Here is a 13,174-nt window from a genome sequence, read left to right as displayed (position 1 = left end):
AGAAGAAAGGCCATTCGGCCTTTCTTTTTAGACATATAGCGAGGCTTCACCCATCGGGCGCGTTTTGAAGCGACGGTGGATCCAGAGATACTGCTCGGGGGCGCGCATGATCTCTTTTTCGATAATTTTGTTCATATAGGCCGCGGCCAGGTTTTCATCTTCCGGGTAACCTTCCATTTCTGGCGTGATAAACAGACGGTAGCCGGAGTTGTCAGATTTTCTCACCATGGTGACGGTCAGCATTTTCGCCCCCGACAAACGTGACAGCACGTAGGTACCGTTGGTTGTCGCAACATCTTTGACGGCGAAGAATGGCGCAAATGAACTGCCTTTACGGCCATAATCCTGATCGGGCGCAAACCATACGGCTTCCCCTTTTTTCAGTGCGCCGACAATGCCGCGCAGATTATTTCTGCCGATCATGGCTTTGTTCGAGCGCATACGGCCGCGGGTTTGTATCCACTCCATTAATTTGTTGTTGTGCGGGCGGTAGGTTGCCATCATTGGCTGGCAAAGCCCCATCACGCGGCCCCCCAGTTCCAGCGACATAAAATGCACGCCTACTACCATTACGCCACGGTTATGCGCCTGAGCGCGTTGCAGGTTGTCCAGACCTTCAACATCAAACCATTTACGCACCCGGCGATCTGGCCAGAACCAGGCCATACCGGTTTCAAGCAGTGCCATGCCGAGTGAGCGGAAGTTTTCGTCGACCAGTTTGTTCCTTTCTTCTTGCGACAGATTCGGGAAACAGAGTTCGAGATTTTTATGGGCAATGGATTCCCGGCGCTTTAAAAATGGGCGCGCCAGCGTACCTGTACGGGTGCCCAGAAAACATAAAACAGGATAAGGGAGTTGCACCAGTAACCAGAGCACACCGACACCGAACCATGTGAGCCAGTAGCGCGGATGCAAAAACGCGCGCGAAAATTTACATTGGGGGAACATAAGCACCTGTTGTTGGTACGAAAATAATGTATCGCGAAGATTCTTTGTCTACAGCGTTACTCTCTGTCACTGAACAGTTAGGTCACTATGAGCGACAATGGTTCCTGTAAAGAGTGTAAAACTGAGTCAGGACAAACCACGAGGGGTATGAATGATCGGACGCACAATGTACACCCGAAGATTAATGTCATCCAGAAATAATTCCTCAAGTTTCGTAAATGTTTTTTGGTCGATAAAAAGCAAGAATAGACTTATAGATAATATGTTGTTTTTATGACGATTAAATAAAGGTCAATGGAGAATGCCCGGTTCAGAAAATGAACAGTTATTGTAGCGAAAATGTTGCTCGAATTGCGAACGGATAGGAATTGTCTTAGACTATAAACTCAAGGATGTGTAAGGACTTACGTCGATTTTTACGGCAGACAGGAGGTAACGCTATGTTCTATTTTTGGACTTTCCTCGCATTGAGCATTCTGTGCGTTAGTTGCTATATTTGGCAGGTAATGGGCGCTGCCGCGTCAATTAGTTCTTTTTTCGGCATGGCTATCCTTACGGCATTAATTTATTTCTTTACCATACGGTTGACTGACGGAAACGAAATGGTAACGGGACTGTTTCTTTTTCTTGCCCCGACATGCGGATTGATCATTCGCTTTATGGTGGGGGACAATAAGCATTAAATCGCAGGTTCATAACTGAAAACGCAATTGTGTACCACATTGACTGATTTTCTGGCTTCCATTTGAGCAAACTAAAGTGCCAGCATCGCTGGCACTTTTTTCTCTCTAAAGCCGATTACCTGGCATCAGCAAGCTGCAACTCCGTGTCCTGTTGTTGGGCATTTTTTCGTTGTTGTTCGAGTTCCAGCGCCCCGCGGTGAGACAGATAGCAGAACAGAATGCAGCAGACAATCCCGCCCATCAACAGATAGAAACCGCCATGCCATCCCATTTTATCGACCATGACACCAAACAGACTGGTTCCCAGCGATGCACCAAAAATGTAGCTCATAAAACCGCGTAATCCGACCGCCGAACCGACAGCAAAGCTGGGGACGATTTCCATGGTCTGAACAGACGCAAGGAACTGGGGCACATAGATCAGGCACCCGACGATGGCGGCAAAAATAGTGACCATCAGCAGGGATTCACTTTTCCAGTAACCGATCAGGCAGACGAAGATCAGCGCCATACAAATCATGGCCAACGGCATGCGACGACCTTTAAACAGTTTATCGGTCAGCCAGCCCGCCAGCAGTGTGGATGGAATTGCGGCCCATTCGAAAAACAGGAACGCCACACTCATTTGTTCTTTCGAGAAATGTTTTTCAGTTAACAGATAAATCGGTAACCAACTGATCATGCCAAAACGCACCATATAGACAAAAACATCTACCAATGAAACATACCAGGCATTTTTGTTACGCAGCACGTAGGTGCAAAAAATTTGAAAGGCGCTCATGTTTTCCGGTGCCTGGGTTACGTGCCGGGCATTTAACACGACTTTTTCTTCCGGCATCATCTGTTCCAGAGCAGGCAAGCCTTCTTCGCGCGGTGAGCCTTTGCCCAACATCAGAACAATAAAAGCAAACAGCACCGCGACACAGGCTGGGACAATATAGCTGGCGCTTTGCCAGTGTTCGCTGCCGAGAATGGCAAAAGCGGCGCCAACAATGGGGGCTACAATACCGCCACCGACGTTGTGTGAGATATTCCAGAATGCGCCAACGCGTCCGCGCTCTTTGCGTGGGAACCAGTTGGCGATGGTAATAAACGAGGGACCGACGCCCATCCCCTGGAACAGTCCGTTGAAGACGACCAGTGCGGCAAAAATCCAGAATCCGGTGCTGAACCCTAAGCCAACGTTGACAATGGCGCACAGGATCAGGCCGCAAGCCATAAAGACTTTCGGGCTGGCTTTGTCTGCCAGGCTACTCATGATGCCTTTACTGATCCCATAGGCAATTAGCATACAACTGCTGAGTAAACCAATCTGTGTTGCGCTGAGATCCAGATGTTCTTTCAGGTACGGGGTAGAGAGGGTGAAGTTATTGCGTACAATATAATACGCAAGATAGCCAAGAAATACGCTAAGTAACGCCTGAATGCGGTATCGACCATAAGTCTCCTGAATTTTCTCTTCCGGGACTTTATTTGCCGATGGCCCTGTCTTAAATATTGATAACATATCATCACCTAAATTTATATTGATGTGAATATCAGGATTTTTCGCAGTGAAGAGTGAAATAGATGGCTAAGAAATTCAAATTGAAGAAATGTGTCACTATTGACTCAATTTGCTGAAAGTGGGACTGATTTTGACCTTTTTGAATTGTGGTGAGGCCAGAGCTATTATTCTTAATGCATTTTTATCATCAGCATGTGCGGGTATTAACAAATTCAAACGACATTTTCAGGTATTCTTTATCTCTGTTATCGCATTCCGTCTGGTTATTTTGATAGCAGTTTTATCTTTTCCATGTGTCGTGATAAACGGGTAAATTTTGTCTCAATATTATTTTTCGAAGATGTTGGTATTTATGAGCAGGATCACAAACAGACTTTTCTGTCGGGGTAGTTTGTTGGCGCTCTCACTGTGTTTTATGTCGCTGTCGGCGACCTGTCTGGCACAGGGGAAGGAGCTGGTGATGGCGACGACGTTTTCCCCGGGGGCAACGGCCTGGATTATTCAGCGCTGGCAAACGGAGCCGGGGTCAGTGATGATCCGCACGCTAAACCGGACCAGTTCTTCTCTCGAACAACTGCTCGATACCGCGAATGCGGAGAACGTTGACCTGATTTTGACCTCTTCGCCGATGCTACTGCAGCATCTTCAGGAGCATCAGAAACTTGCTCCTTTTGATAATGCATTGCCGGAAAGCCAGCGTCTGGTGCCAGAGTCAATACGGTCGACGTCTGTAGCCGTGGCTCTCTCGGGATTTGGTCTGCTGATTAATCGTTCAGCACTGACGGCGCGACATCTGCCACCACCGACGGACTGGGGTGATTTAACGCATCCTAAATATCAAAATGCCCTGCTGATGAGTAGCCCATCGCGCTCCGATACCAATCACCTGATGGTTGAATCACTGCTGCAACAAAAAGGGTGGCAAGAAGGTTGGGCGACATTGCTGGCCAGTGCCGGGAACCTGGTGACCATCTCATCACGCAGCTTTGGTGTTGCGGACAAAATTAAGAGCGGATTGGGCGTTGCGGGACCGGTTATTGATAACTATGCCAATCTGCTGCTCAATGACCCCAATCTGACTTTTACTTACTTCCCACACTCGGCGGTCTCGCCGACCTACGTAGCCGTGCTGAAAAACAGCCCGCGTGCCAATGAAGCACAACGTTTTATCCGCTATTTATTGAGCCCGGAAGGGCAGCGGATCCTTGCAGATGCGAATACCGGTAAATATCCGGTAACGTCGCTGGCAGCAGATAACCCGCGTGCAGCCCAACAGGCCATTTTGATGAAACAGCCACCGCTTAATTACCGTCTGATCTTGAAGCGTCAACAACTGGTCCAGAGGATGTTTGATACGGCCATCAGTTTCCGCCTCGCGCAGCTTAAGGATGCCTGGCGAGCGCTGTACAGTGCGGAAGCTCGTCTGAAACATCCGTTACCTGAAATCAGAGCGCTGTTAACCCAGGTCCCAATCGACGCCAGGAACAGCGAAGATGAAGCCTGGCTTGCTCAATTCGATAATAAAAGCTTTGCTGAACAGCAAATGATGGAGTGGCAACTCTGGTTTCTCAAAAACCAGCGGCTGGCGATATCAAAACTGGAAGAACTACAATGAAAGGCGGTTCGCTATGGCAACGTCTTCGTCAGCTCAGCATCAGCAGCAGTTTGCGGGGGGCTTTTTTGACGGGGGCTTTACTGACGCTGAGCGTGAGCTGTGTCAGTTTGTATTCCTGGCATGAGCAAAGCTCGCAAATCCGCTATTCGCTCGATGACTATTTCCCGCGCGTACATTCCGCTTTTTTGATTGAAGGGAATCTTAACCTGGTTGTCGATCAGCTTAATGAATTCCTGCTTGCCCCCAATACGACCGTACGGCTGCAACTGCGCAATCAGATCATCGAACATCTGGACAAAATTGAACTGCTGAGCCGGGGATTGCAACCCGCGGAACAGCAACAGCTGGCGGTGATTTTGCAAGATAGCCGGGCATTGATGACCGAGCTGGACAGGGTGCTCTACAACATGTTCCTGGTACGCGAAAAAGTCAGCGAACTTTCCGCGCGAATCGACTGGTTACATGATGATTTCACGACCGAACTGAACTCTCTGGTGCAGGATTTCACCTGGCAGCAGGGAACGTTGTTGGATCAAATTGAAGCGAAAAATGGCGACGCGGCGTTGTACCTGAAACGCGCCAGGGAGGTGCAGAATGAGCAGCAACAGGTGTACACGCTGGCAAGAATTGAAAACCAGATTGTCGATGATTTACGCGACAGGTTGAATGAACTGAAGTCAGGTAGCGACGACGGCATGCTGGTCGAGAATCATATTCGCTATCTGGAAAATCTGAAGAAAACGGCGGATGAAAATATTCGTACCCTGGACGACTGGCCCAGTACTATCACGTTGCGGCAAACCATCGACGAATTGCTGGAAATCGGGATGATGAAAAATAAAATGCCCGATACGATGCGCGATTATGTCGCGGCGCAAAAAGCGCTGGTTGATGCCAGTCATGCCAGAGAAGCTACACTTGGTCGTTTTCGAACATTGCTTGAGGCTCAGTTGGGAAGTAGCCATCAACAAATGCAGATGTTTAACCAGCGACTGGAGCAGATTGTTCGCGTTAGCGGCGGGCTTATTTTGCTGGCGACGCTGTTGGCGCTGCTTCTTGCCTGGGGACTAAACCACTACTTTATCCGTTCACGGTTGGTGAAGCGTTTTACCGCGCTCAACCAGGCCGTGGTGCAAATTGGTCTTGGCAGAACCGATGCCTCGATCCCGGTTTATGGTCGTGATGAGCTAGGGCGCATTGCGGGGTTACTGCGCCATACGCTGGGTCAGCTCAATACGCAAAAAAGTCAGCTTGAACAGGAAGTGGCAGAGCGTAAGGAGATTGAAGCCGATCTGCGAGCGACCCAGGGCGAATTGATTCAGACGGCGAAACTGGCGGTGGTCGGACAGACCATGACCACGCTGGCCCACGAAATCAATCAACCACTGAATGCATTGTCGATGTATCTGTTTACTGCGGGCAGGGCAATTGAACAGGAGCAGTTGGCGCAGGCCAGAAGCACGTTAACCAAAGCCGAAGGACTCATTACCCGTATCGATGCCATTATCCGCTCATTGCGACAGTTTGCGCGCCGGGCCGAGCCGGGGGCACCGCTGCATCCGGTCGATTTACGGCAAACCTTCAGCGCGGCCTGGGAGTTATTGTCTATGCGGCATAAACCGCAGCAGGGTACGCTTTCGCTGCCGGTTGAGCGCGTGTGGGTTATGGGCGATGAGGTGAGAATTCAGCAAGTTCTGGTAAACATACTCGCAAATGCGCTGGATGCCTGTCCGGTTGCCGCGAAGATTGACGTTCACTGGCAGGTCGAGGGCAGCACGGTGTGTGTATTTGTCAGCGATAATGGCCCCGGCTGGCCTGGTGCGCTGCTACCGTCGCTATTAAAACCGTTTACCACCAGTAAGGATGTTGGTCTCGGTATTGGGCTATCAATTTGTGTCTCGTTAATGACGCAGATGAACGGCGAGCTACGCCTGGCATCGACACTGGGGCGCAATGCTTGCGTGGTACTGCAATTCAACCTGACGGATGTAGAAGATGTTGAGTGATGAATATTCTGTTCTGCTGATTGATGATGATGCCGATGTCCTTGATGCTTACACCTTGTTGCTTGAGCAGGCAGGCTATCGGGTATGCGCGTGCAATAACCCCTACGATGCCCGAAATTGGCTACAGGCTGACTGGCCCGGTATCGTCCTGAGTGACGTGTGTATGCCTGGCTGTAACGGTATCGAACTGATGGCTCTTTTTCATCAGGATGATAACCAGCTGCCGATCCTGCTGATTACCGGACATGGTGATGTGCCGATGGCGGTGGATGCGGTGAAAAAAGGGGCATGGGATTTTCTGCAAAAACCGGTCGATCCCGGTAAGCTGCTGTTGCTGGTTGCACAGGCATTGCAGCAGCGAAAATCTGTGATTGCCCGTCGTCATTACTGCCAGCAAAAGCTGCAGGTTGAACTGGTTGGCTACAGCGACTGGATAAATCAGTACCGTCAACGGCTGCAGCAACTGGCAGAAACGGATCTTGCCGTCTGGTTTTATGGGGAACCCGGGACGGGACGTATGACGGGAGCCCGTTATTTGCATCAGCTGGGACGTAGCGCCCAGGGGCCGTTTATCCGCGCAGAACTCACCGCCGGGAACACGGCTCAGCTCGGTGAGCTGATTGCTCAAGCGCAAGGTGGGACGCTGGTATTAAGCCATATAGCGTGTCTGACGCGCGAGCAGCAGCACCATTTGGTTCACCTGCAAAGTCAGGAGCGGCGCCCTTTTCGGCTAATTGGTGTTGGCACGACATCGCTGGTGGAACTGGCGGCAACAAACCAGATCGTGGCCGAACTCTATTACTGTTTCGCCATGACGCAAATCGCCTGCCAGCCTCTATCCCTGCGCCCGGACGATATTGAACCGCTATTTCGCCATTACCTGCAAAAAGCCTGTCTGCGTCTGAACCACCCCATTCCGGAGGTCGACGGGGAATTGCTAAAAGGGATGCGACGTCGTGTGTGGTTAAGTAATGTGCGAGAGCTGGCAAACGCCGCAGAGCTTTTTGCCGTTGGGTTGCTGCCATTGGCGGAAACCGCTAATCCGCAGTTGCATATGCCGGAACCGACACCGTTGGATCGCCGGGTTGAAGAGTATGAGCGGCAAATCATTACCGAAGCGCTAAATATTCATCAAGGGCGTATTAATGAAGTAGCAGAATATCTGCAAATCCCGCGTAAAAAACTGTATTTGCGGATGAGAAAATACGGGCTAAGTAAAGAGCATTATAAGTTCTAGAGAGAAGAGGTGCGGTTATGATAAGGGCAATTGAATGAACATCTGAGTCGTCACCTCATTATGAGAAAAAATGCCGGACTCATTATCCGGCATTTTTCGCTTACCACATTAAATCGTCAGGTACGACGAAGTCAGCATACGGATCGTCTTCGTCTTTCGCTTCCTGACTCAGCTCGCAATTTAAGACGATGTAGCTGTCGTCGCGCTGCGCAATTTTATCGGCAACGACGGCCGGGATAATAGCATATTCGCTGTCACGCTCGCTTTCAGCAGTCAGCCGGGCAATAGCCAGACGTCCTTTAATCAATTGCGCCTGTGTCACCTTATCCACGTAGATTTTTTTAATCAGATTATTATCGGTGAAGTTATACCCAATATCACCTTTGGAAATGGTGATTTTGTTCATTTCAATAAGCTGCTTAATCTGCGCTTTGTATTCTTTCGATAGCGTCGCTTGTTTCTGTTGATCGCTTAACTGCTTATCCCGTTCAATTTGTGCTTTTTTATTCTCTTCAACCGCTTCTCTGGCTTCACGGGCCTGAACGCGTGATTTTTTCGCCGTTCTCTGCACTTTCGCCATTTTTTTGCTGGAAACTAAGCCAGCTTTCAGCATCTGTTCTTGTAGGGTGAGTTTTGTCATTTTTGCATCTGATCCAATAAAATCGTTGTCAGGATTATAACCTTAACGTCCAACGGGATGCCAGAATACGGGGTTTGCCAAACCGGTCTGGCTCCTGTCTGGCATCGCGAAATGCTCAGGCGCTAAACGGCGGAGGAGAAACTGTGTGGAGCTATGGCAAGTACCGTGATGGTGAAATAAAACAGAGCGTTGCGTTCTAGATGTGATGGTGTCCCCTGCAGGAATCGAACCTGCAACTAGCCCTTAGGAGGGGCTCGTTATATCCATTTAACTAAGGGGACGAAGCGGCATGAGTATAGCGTTTTTTACTCTCAACGGTAAGTCTCAGGCTGCCTGACTGCTCAAACAGTCGCCATTCAGGTCTGTTTTTTCTGGTTTTTCTGCGGTTGTGCTTCCCGCTTTGCTTGCAACCTGGCTTCTTCCTTGCGTTTATTGCTCATATCGTTGCGGATCTGCGCGTGGCTCATCAGCGCGAAGATAAACGTCCCGCCACAGATATTCCCGGCCAGTGTCGGTAAGGCAAAAGGCCAGAAAAAGTCGCCCCAGTGCAGTGTGCCAGTAAAGACCAGATAGAGAATTTCAACGGAACCCACGACGATATGTGTGGTATCGCCTAAGGCAATCAGCCAGGTCATCAGGACAATGACGACAATCTTTGCGGCTCCGGCGGCGGGAAACATCCAGACCATCGTGGCAATCAACCAGCCGGAGATAATGGCATTGGCAAACATCTCCGTCGGGCTATTTTTCATTACATCCATGCCTATTTTGACGAAGGCGTCGCGGGTCGCCTCATCAAAAATCGGCATGTATTCAAACGCCCATGCCGCAACCCCGGTGCCCAGAATATTACCCAGTAGTACTACGCTCCACAGACGCATCAACAAACCAAAATTGCCGAGGGTAGGGTTTTGCATAACGGGTAAGACGGCGGTGACGGTATTTTCCGTAAAGAGCTGTTGGCGGGCCATAATCACAATAATAAAGCCGAAGGTATAACCGAGATTCTCCAGCAAAAATCCGCCGGGAACCCCCTCCAGTTGTACGTGAAAAATTCCCTTTGCTAACAACGATGCTCCCATTGACAGTCCGGCTGCGATGGCTGACCACAATAGCGCCATCGCGTCGCGTTCCATCTCTTTTTCTCCGTCCTGGCGGATATGCTCGTGGATCGCCATTGCACGTGAGGGGAGCCTGTCCTCATTGAGCTCTATCTTTTTTCCGCTCCGCTTTTCTTCGCTTTCCACCTGGAGCTCGTCGCTGTGGCGATCAATCTTCTCTTTTTCGATGTCATTCATACCAGAATCCTGAATAAGCACGTATTGCTAAAGCGTAGCGGTTTTTATTTGAAGGCTGGTGGATAAAGTCTGAAATCGCAAAAATGGTAACGCATGTTTTTATTGGCTTCGTTAAAATGAACCATCACTGTGTCTGTATTACCAGGCTATGATCAAATCAGTAAGTTAGGGCATATAGACATCGATTGACGTGCTGTTACAATCGCTCACATCTAATCAGGCGGATACATCATCGTTCCGTCATGGATGGCAATCAGCGATAGCCATAATACACAGGGAGACACTTATGAAGCTTCGCCTGTCGGCGCTTGCGCTGGGAACCACACTTTTGGTGGGGTGTGCGAGCTCCGGTACTGAACAGCAGGGGCGTTCGGACCCATTTGAAGGGTTCAACCGTACCATGTACAACTTCAACTTTAATGTGTTGGATCCATACGTTGTTCGCCCGGTGGCTGTAGCCTGGCGTGATTATGTTCCGCAGCCGGCCCGTAATGGTTTGAGCAACTTTACTGGCAACCTTGAAGAACCGGCTGTCATGGTTAACTATTTCCTGCAAGGCGACCCCTATCAGGGGATGGTGCATTTTACCCGTTTCTTCCTCAACACCTTGTTAGGTATGGGCGGGTTTATTGATGTGGCGGGGATGGCGAATCCGAAGTTGCAGCGTGTTGAACCACACCGCTTCGGCAGCACATTAGGCCATTATGATGTCGGTTACGGTCCATATATGCAGCTTCCGTTCTACGGCAGTTTCACGCTGCGTGATGATGGCGGCGATATGGTGGATACGCTGTATCCGGTTCTCTCCTGGTTAACCTGGCCGTTGTCGATAGGTAAATGGACGGTTGAAGGAATTGAAACGCGTGCGCAACTGCTCGATTCTGACGGTCTGCTGCGTCAATCTTCAGATCCTTACATCATGGTGCGTGAAGCTTACTTCCAGCGTCATGACTTTATTGCGAATGGCGGTAAACTCAAACCAGAAGAAAACCCGAACGCAAAAGATATTCAGGATGAGTTAAAAGAGATCGATTCTGAGTAAGGAATTGAGGCAAATAAAAAGGTGAGCTAAAAAGCTCACCTTTTTTACGTCTGATGGAAATCAGAATGCGTAGTTCAGGTTCATGCCGTACAGCCAGGCTTTCCCTTCTGATTCGAAGGAGTACGGGCCTTCTTCGAATTTCACTTTCTGACCGTGCATATAAGAAATGCCGACATCCAATGAAGCATCCTTATTAAACGCATAGGTTGTACCCGCACTCAGCCAGAAGCGATCCTGATCCGGAATAGAGATGGAACGGCGGTTAGCTGGAACTGGGCTATCATCGAAGGCGATACCAGTACGGAAGGTCCAGGTATCATCGTAGTAGTAGGTCGTACCCAGCGCGATGCGGTAAGAATCTTTGAAACCTTCTTCTTTATAGAACAGAGTCTGGCCGTTGTTGCCTTTCGCTTTAAGCTCCTGGAACTGACTCCAACTGGTATATGCCATGCTGTAGTGAACCGCCCACTGTGGCGCAACGCGGTTATAACCTGAGAACTCCCACATTTCTGGCAGATTCAGATCAAGTGATCCGTCGATTGTGTTGCCGTTAGTGCCAGCAGGCAGGCTGGCAAACACCGGGCGCAACTGCGCGGGAATACGGTCCATTGATGGCAGGCTGCTGCGGTAATCACCGTCGAAGTCAACTTTTACTTCCGAACGGTAGGTGAAACCGTAACGGTTATCTTTATCCACTTCATAAAGAATACCGGCGTTCCAGCCGAAGCCCCATTCGTCACCCTTCAGGCGCGCAATCTGCGTATCTGCCGGGTATTGTGCGGCCAGGGCGGGAGGAACCCGGCCACCAGAGCCTGCAACGATCTGCTGCGGCAGATCGCCTGCATAACGCTCAAGCTTCGCTTTGGCATAGACGGCGTTAAAACCGAGACCGAAGCTAAAATGATTATTCAGACGGTAGGCGCCGCTCAGGTTTAAGTTCAGCGTTTCCAGATCGGTTTTTCCGCCCATCGAGCCGGCTGCGTAATTATTGTTAAACTCCGTTGCCAGACCATAATTAGAGGTAACTGACGCCCCCCAACCAAACTGATCGTTAATCGGGGCAACAAAATGCACGTTCGGTATCCAGGCGGTTGGGGCGATATTATCCTGGCTGGCGTCATTACCAATGCGCGAACGTCCGGAAATATCGACATCCGGGTCAACGAAAATCGCACCCGCAGAGAAAGTAGGGCGATCAAACATCATGATCAGCGCGGGGTTACGACTGGCGTTACCAGCATCATCTGCAATAGCGCCTTCACCCGAATATGCCCGGCCAAGGCCAGAGGAAGAAAATTCGTTTAACTGAAAGCCTGCAGACCAGGCCTGTGTGGAGATAATTGCCACTGCGACTGCGAGAGCAGACTTTGTAAACAGGGTTTTCTGGCTCATGACCATAACCTCATAGATTTATTTTTATACAAACTATGTTACATGCCGTAACAGGAGCGCGAAGTGTAGGGTCTGAGGTACCACATAGAAATCAGACCAGTGGCGAGAGTATAGGTCTGACCAGCTGGAATGTTGCAAGTATGTTTATAAATATTTTCAATTCTGATCTAAGAAACGCGATCCAGCTGGCAAAATTGCAGGTGCGCGCACTCACCTGTTTGGGCGATTTTTGTTTTAGATCATTTTTAAGTGTGATTTCGGTCACTTATCGCATTTCGCACAATTAACGACTGGAGAGGCGAATAATGGGAGCGTAAAATGTCCCTATCGTTTATCTGGCACCTCGGGTGCGAATACAGAGGAAATCTACAATGAGTAAATGCAGTGCTGATGAAACCCCGGTTTGCTGCTGTATGGATGTTGGCACCATCATGGACAACTCCGATTGCACCGCTTCCTACAGCCGCGTGTTCGCGAATCGCGCAGAGGCAGAAGAAACGCTGGCCGCTCTGACTGAGAAGGCACGTAGCGTAGAGTCTGAACCTTGCAAAATCACCCCGACTTTCACTGAAGAGTCAGAGGGTGTGCGTCTGGATATCGATTTTGTTTTTGCCTGTGAAGCTGAAACGCTGATTTTCCAGCTGGGCCTGCGTTAATCCCTTCTGCTCATGCCCTTGCCACCGGGTGGCAAGGGCATTTTCGTAACAGTCAGTGACTATTCACTGTGTCATAGCTCTCACTTTCTTTTCTCCTCGCTTGGCTAAATGTAAAAAATTGGTTAAGACTGTGATCAGGTCAGACCACTT

At 49.7% G+C, this 13,174-nt stretch carries 11 protein-coding genes and 1 tRNA gene; 6 read left to right on the top strand and 6 right to left on the bottom strand.

Annotated features, from left to right (window positions below):
* Positions 1-27: 27 nt before the first annotated feature.
* Positions 28-948 (bottom strand): kdo(2)-lipid IV(A) palmitoleoyltransferase, encoded by a 921-nt coding sequence (gene lpxP, locus AL515_RS17005; RefSeq protein WP_048211011.1) that lies wholly within the window; start codon positions 946-948, stop codon positions 28-30.
* A gap of 440 nt (positions 949-1,388) precedes the next feature.
* Here lpxP and AL515_RS17000 point away from each other — a divergent pair, with 440 nt between their 5' ends.
* Positions 1,389-1,631, top strand: a complete 243-nt coding sequence (locus AL515_RS17000) for a YfdY family protein (RefSeq protein ID WP_048211012.1) — start codon at positions 1,389-1,391, stop codon at positions 1,629-1,631.
* A 115-nt stretch (positions 1,632-1,746) separates the two neighbouring features.
* Here the strand turns inward: AL515_RS17000 and pgtP are convergent, their stop codons facing one another.
* Positions 1,747-3,138 (bottom strand): phosphoglycerate transporter PgtP, encoded by a 1,392-nt coding sequence (gene pgtP / locus AL515_RS16995; RefSeq protein WP_040231431.1) that lies wholly within the window; start codon positions 3,136-3,138, stop codon positions 1,747-1,749.
* Positions 3,139-3,553: 415 nt separating this feature from the next.
* On the opposite strand from pgtP, the gene pgtC reads away from it, so the two are divergent.
* From pgtC to pgtA, 3 genes are read left to right on the top strand one after another with little or no spacing between them, the layout of a single operon-like run.
* The gene (gene pgtC, locus AL515_RS16990) at positions 3,554-4,753 is read left to right on the top strand and encodes a phosphoglycerate transport regulator PgtC (RefSeq protein WP_105242214.1); all 1,200 of its coding nucleotides are present in this window, start codon (positions 3,554-3,556) and stop codon (positions 4,751-4,753) included.
* Positions 4,750-6,759, top strand: a complete 2,010-nt coding sequence (gene pgtB / locus AL515_RS16985; RefSeq protein ID WP_061068242.1) for a two-component system sensor histidine kinase PgtB — start codon at positions 4,750-4,752, stop codon at positions 6,757-6,759. The genes pgtC and pgtB overlap by 4 nt, the downstream gene beginning before the upstream one ends.
* Positions 6,749-7,996 carry a two-component system response regulator PgtA gene (gene pgtA, locus AL515_RS16980; protein WP_061068241.1) on the top strand — a complete coding sequence of 416 codons (1,248 nt, stop codon included), beginning with the start codon at positions 6,749-6,751 and terminating at the stop codon, positions 7,994-7,996. The genes pgtB and pgtA overlap by 11 nt, the downstream gene beginning before the upstream one ends.
* A gap of 100 nt (positions 7,997-8,096) precedes the next feature.
* Here pgtA and AL515_RS16975 read toward each other — a convergent pair whose 3' ends face one another.
* From AL515_RS16975 to AL515_RS16965, 3 genes are all read right to left on the bottom strand, one after another.
* The gene (locus AL515_RS16975; RefSeq protein ID WP_061068240.1) at positions 8,097-8,636 is read right to left on the bottom strand and encodes a DUF2058 domain-containing protein; all 540 of its coding nucleotides are present in this window, start codon (positions 8,634-8,636) and stop codon (positions 8,097-8,099) included.
* Between the two features lie 206 nt (positions 8,637-8,842).
* Positions 8,843-8,917: transfer RNA gene (locus AL515_RS16970), tRNA-Arg, on the bottom strand.
* A gap of 75 nt (positions 8,918-8,992) precedes the next feature.
* Positions 8,993-9,934, bottom strand: coding sequence for a formate/nitrite transporter family protein (locus AL515_RS16965; protein ID WP_061068239.1), 942 nt, complete (start codon positions 9,932-9,934; stop codon positions 8,993-8,995).
* A 286-nt stretch (positions 9,935-10,220) separates the two neighbouring features.
* Between AL515_RS16965 and mlaA the strand changes: the two genes are divergently transcribed.
* Entirely contained in the window at positions 10,221-10,976 is a 756-nt protein-coding gene (mlaA, locus tag AL515_RS16960; RefSeq protein ID WP_005129765.1) for a phospholipid-binding lipoprotein MlaA, read from the top strand.
* Positions 10,977-11,036: 60 nt separating this feature from the next.
* Here the strand turns inward: mlaA and fadL are convergent, their stop codons facing one another.
* A complete protein-coding gene (gene fadL / locus AL515_RS16955; protein WP_061068238.1) occupies positions 11,037-12,368 on the bottom strand; it encodes a long-chain fatty acid transporter FadL in 1,332 nt (443 codons plus the stop codon).
* Positions 12,369-12,739: 371 nt separating this feature from the next.
* On the opposite strand from fadL, the gene AL515_RS16945 reads away from it, so the two are divergent.
* On the top strand, positions 12,740-13,024 hold the full coding sequence (locus tag AL515_RS16945) for a YfcZ/YiiS family protein (RefSeq protein WP_005129756.1): 285 nt from the start codon (positions 12,740-12,742) through the stop codon (positions 13,022-13,024).
* The last annotated feature ends 150 nt before the right edge of the window (positions 13,025-13,174 follow it).

It is taken from the genome of Citrobacter sp. FDAARGOS_156 (assembly GCF_001559235.2).
Classification (GTDB): Bacteria; Pseudomonadota; Gammaproteobacteria; order Enterobacterales; family Enterobacteriaceae; genus Citrobacter; species Citrobacter youngae.
This window is presented reverse-complemented; position numbering and strand designations above follow the sequence as displayed.

Excerpts from the sequence above, each read along its gene's own strand:
- lpxP (WP_048211011.1), bottom strand. The coding sequence starts at position 948 with ATGTTCCCCCAATGTAAATTTTCGCGCGCGTTTTTGCATCCGCGCTAC.
- AL515_RS16975 (WP_061068240.1), bottom strand. The coding sequence starts at position 8,636 with ATGACAAAACTCACCCTACAAGAACAGATGCTGAAAGCTGGCTTAGTT.
- pgtB (WP_061068242.1), top strand. The coding sequence starts at position 4,750 with ATGAAAGGCGGTTCGCTATGGCAACGTCTTCGTCAGCTCAGCATCAGC.
- AL515_RS16965 (WP_061068239.1), bottom strand. The coding sequence starts at position 9,934 with ATGAATGACATCGAAAAAGAGAAGATTGATCGCCACAGCGACGAGCTC.
- fadL (WP_061068238.1), bottom strand. The coding sequence starts at position 12,368 with ATGAGCCAGAAAACCCTGTTTACAAAGTCTGCTCTCGCAGTCGCAGTG.
- AL515_RS16945 (WP_005129756.1), top strand. The coding sequence starts at position 12,740 with ATGAGTAAATGCAGTGCTGATGAAACCCCGGTTTGCTGCTGTATGGAT.
- mlaA (WP_005129765.1), top strand. The coding sequence starts at position 10,221 with ATGAAGCTTCGCCTGTCGGCGCTTGCGCTGGGAACCACACTTTTGGTG.
- pgtA (WP_061068241.1), top strand. The coding sequence starts at position 6,749 with ATGTTGAGTGATGAATATTCTGTTCTGCTGATTGATGATGATGCCGAT.
- pgtP (WP_040231431.1), bottom strand. The coding sequence starts at position 3,138 with ATGTTATCAATATTTAAGACAGGGCCATCGGCAAATAAAGTCCCGGAA.
- pgtC (WP_105242214.1), top strand. The coding sequence starts at position 3,554 with ATGTCGCTGTCGGCGACCTGTCTGGCACAGGGGAAGGAGCTGGTGATG.
- AL515_RS17000 (WP_048211012.1), top strand. The coding sequence starts at position 1,389 with ATGTTCTATTTTTGGACTTTCCTCGCATTGAGCATTCTGTGCGTTAGT.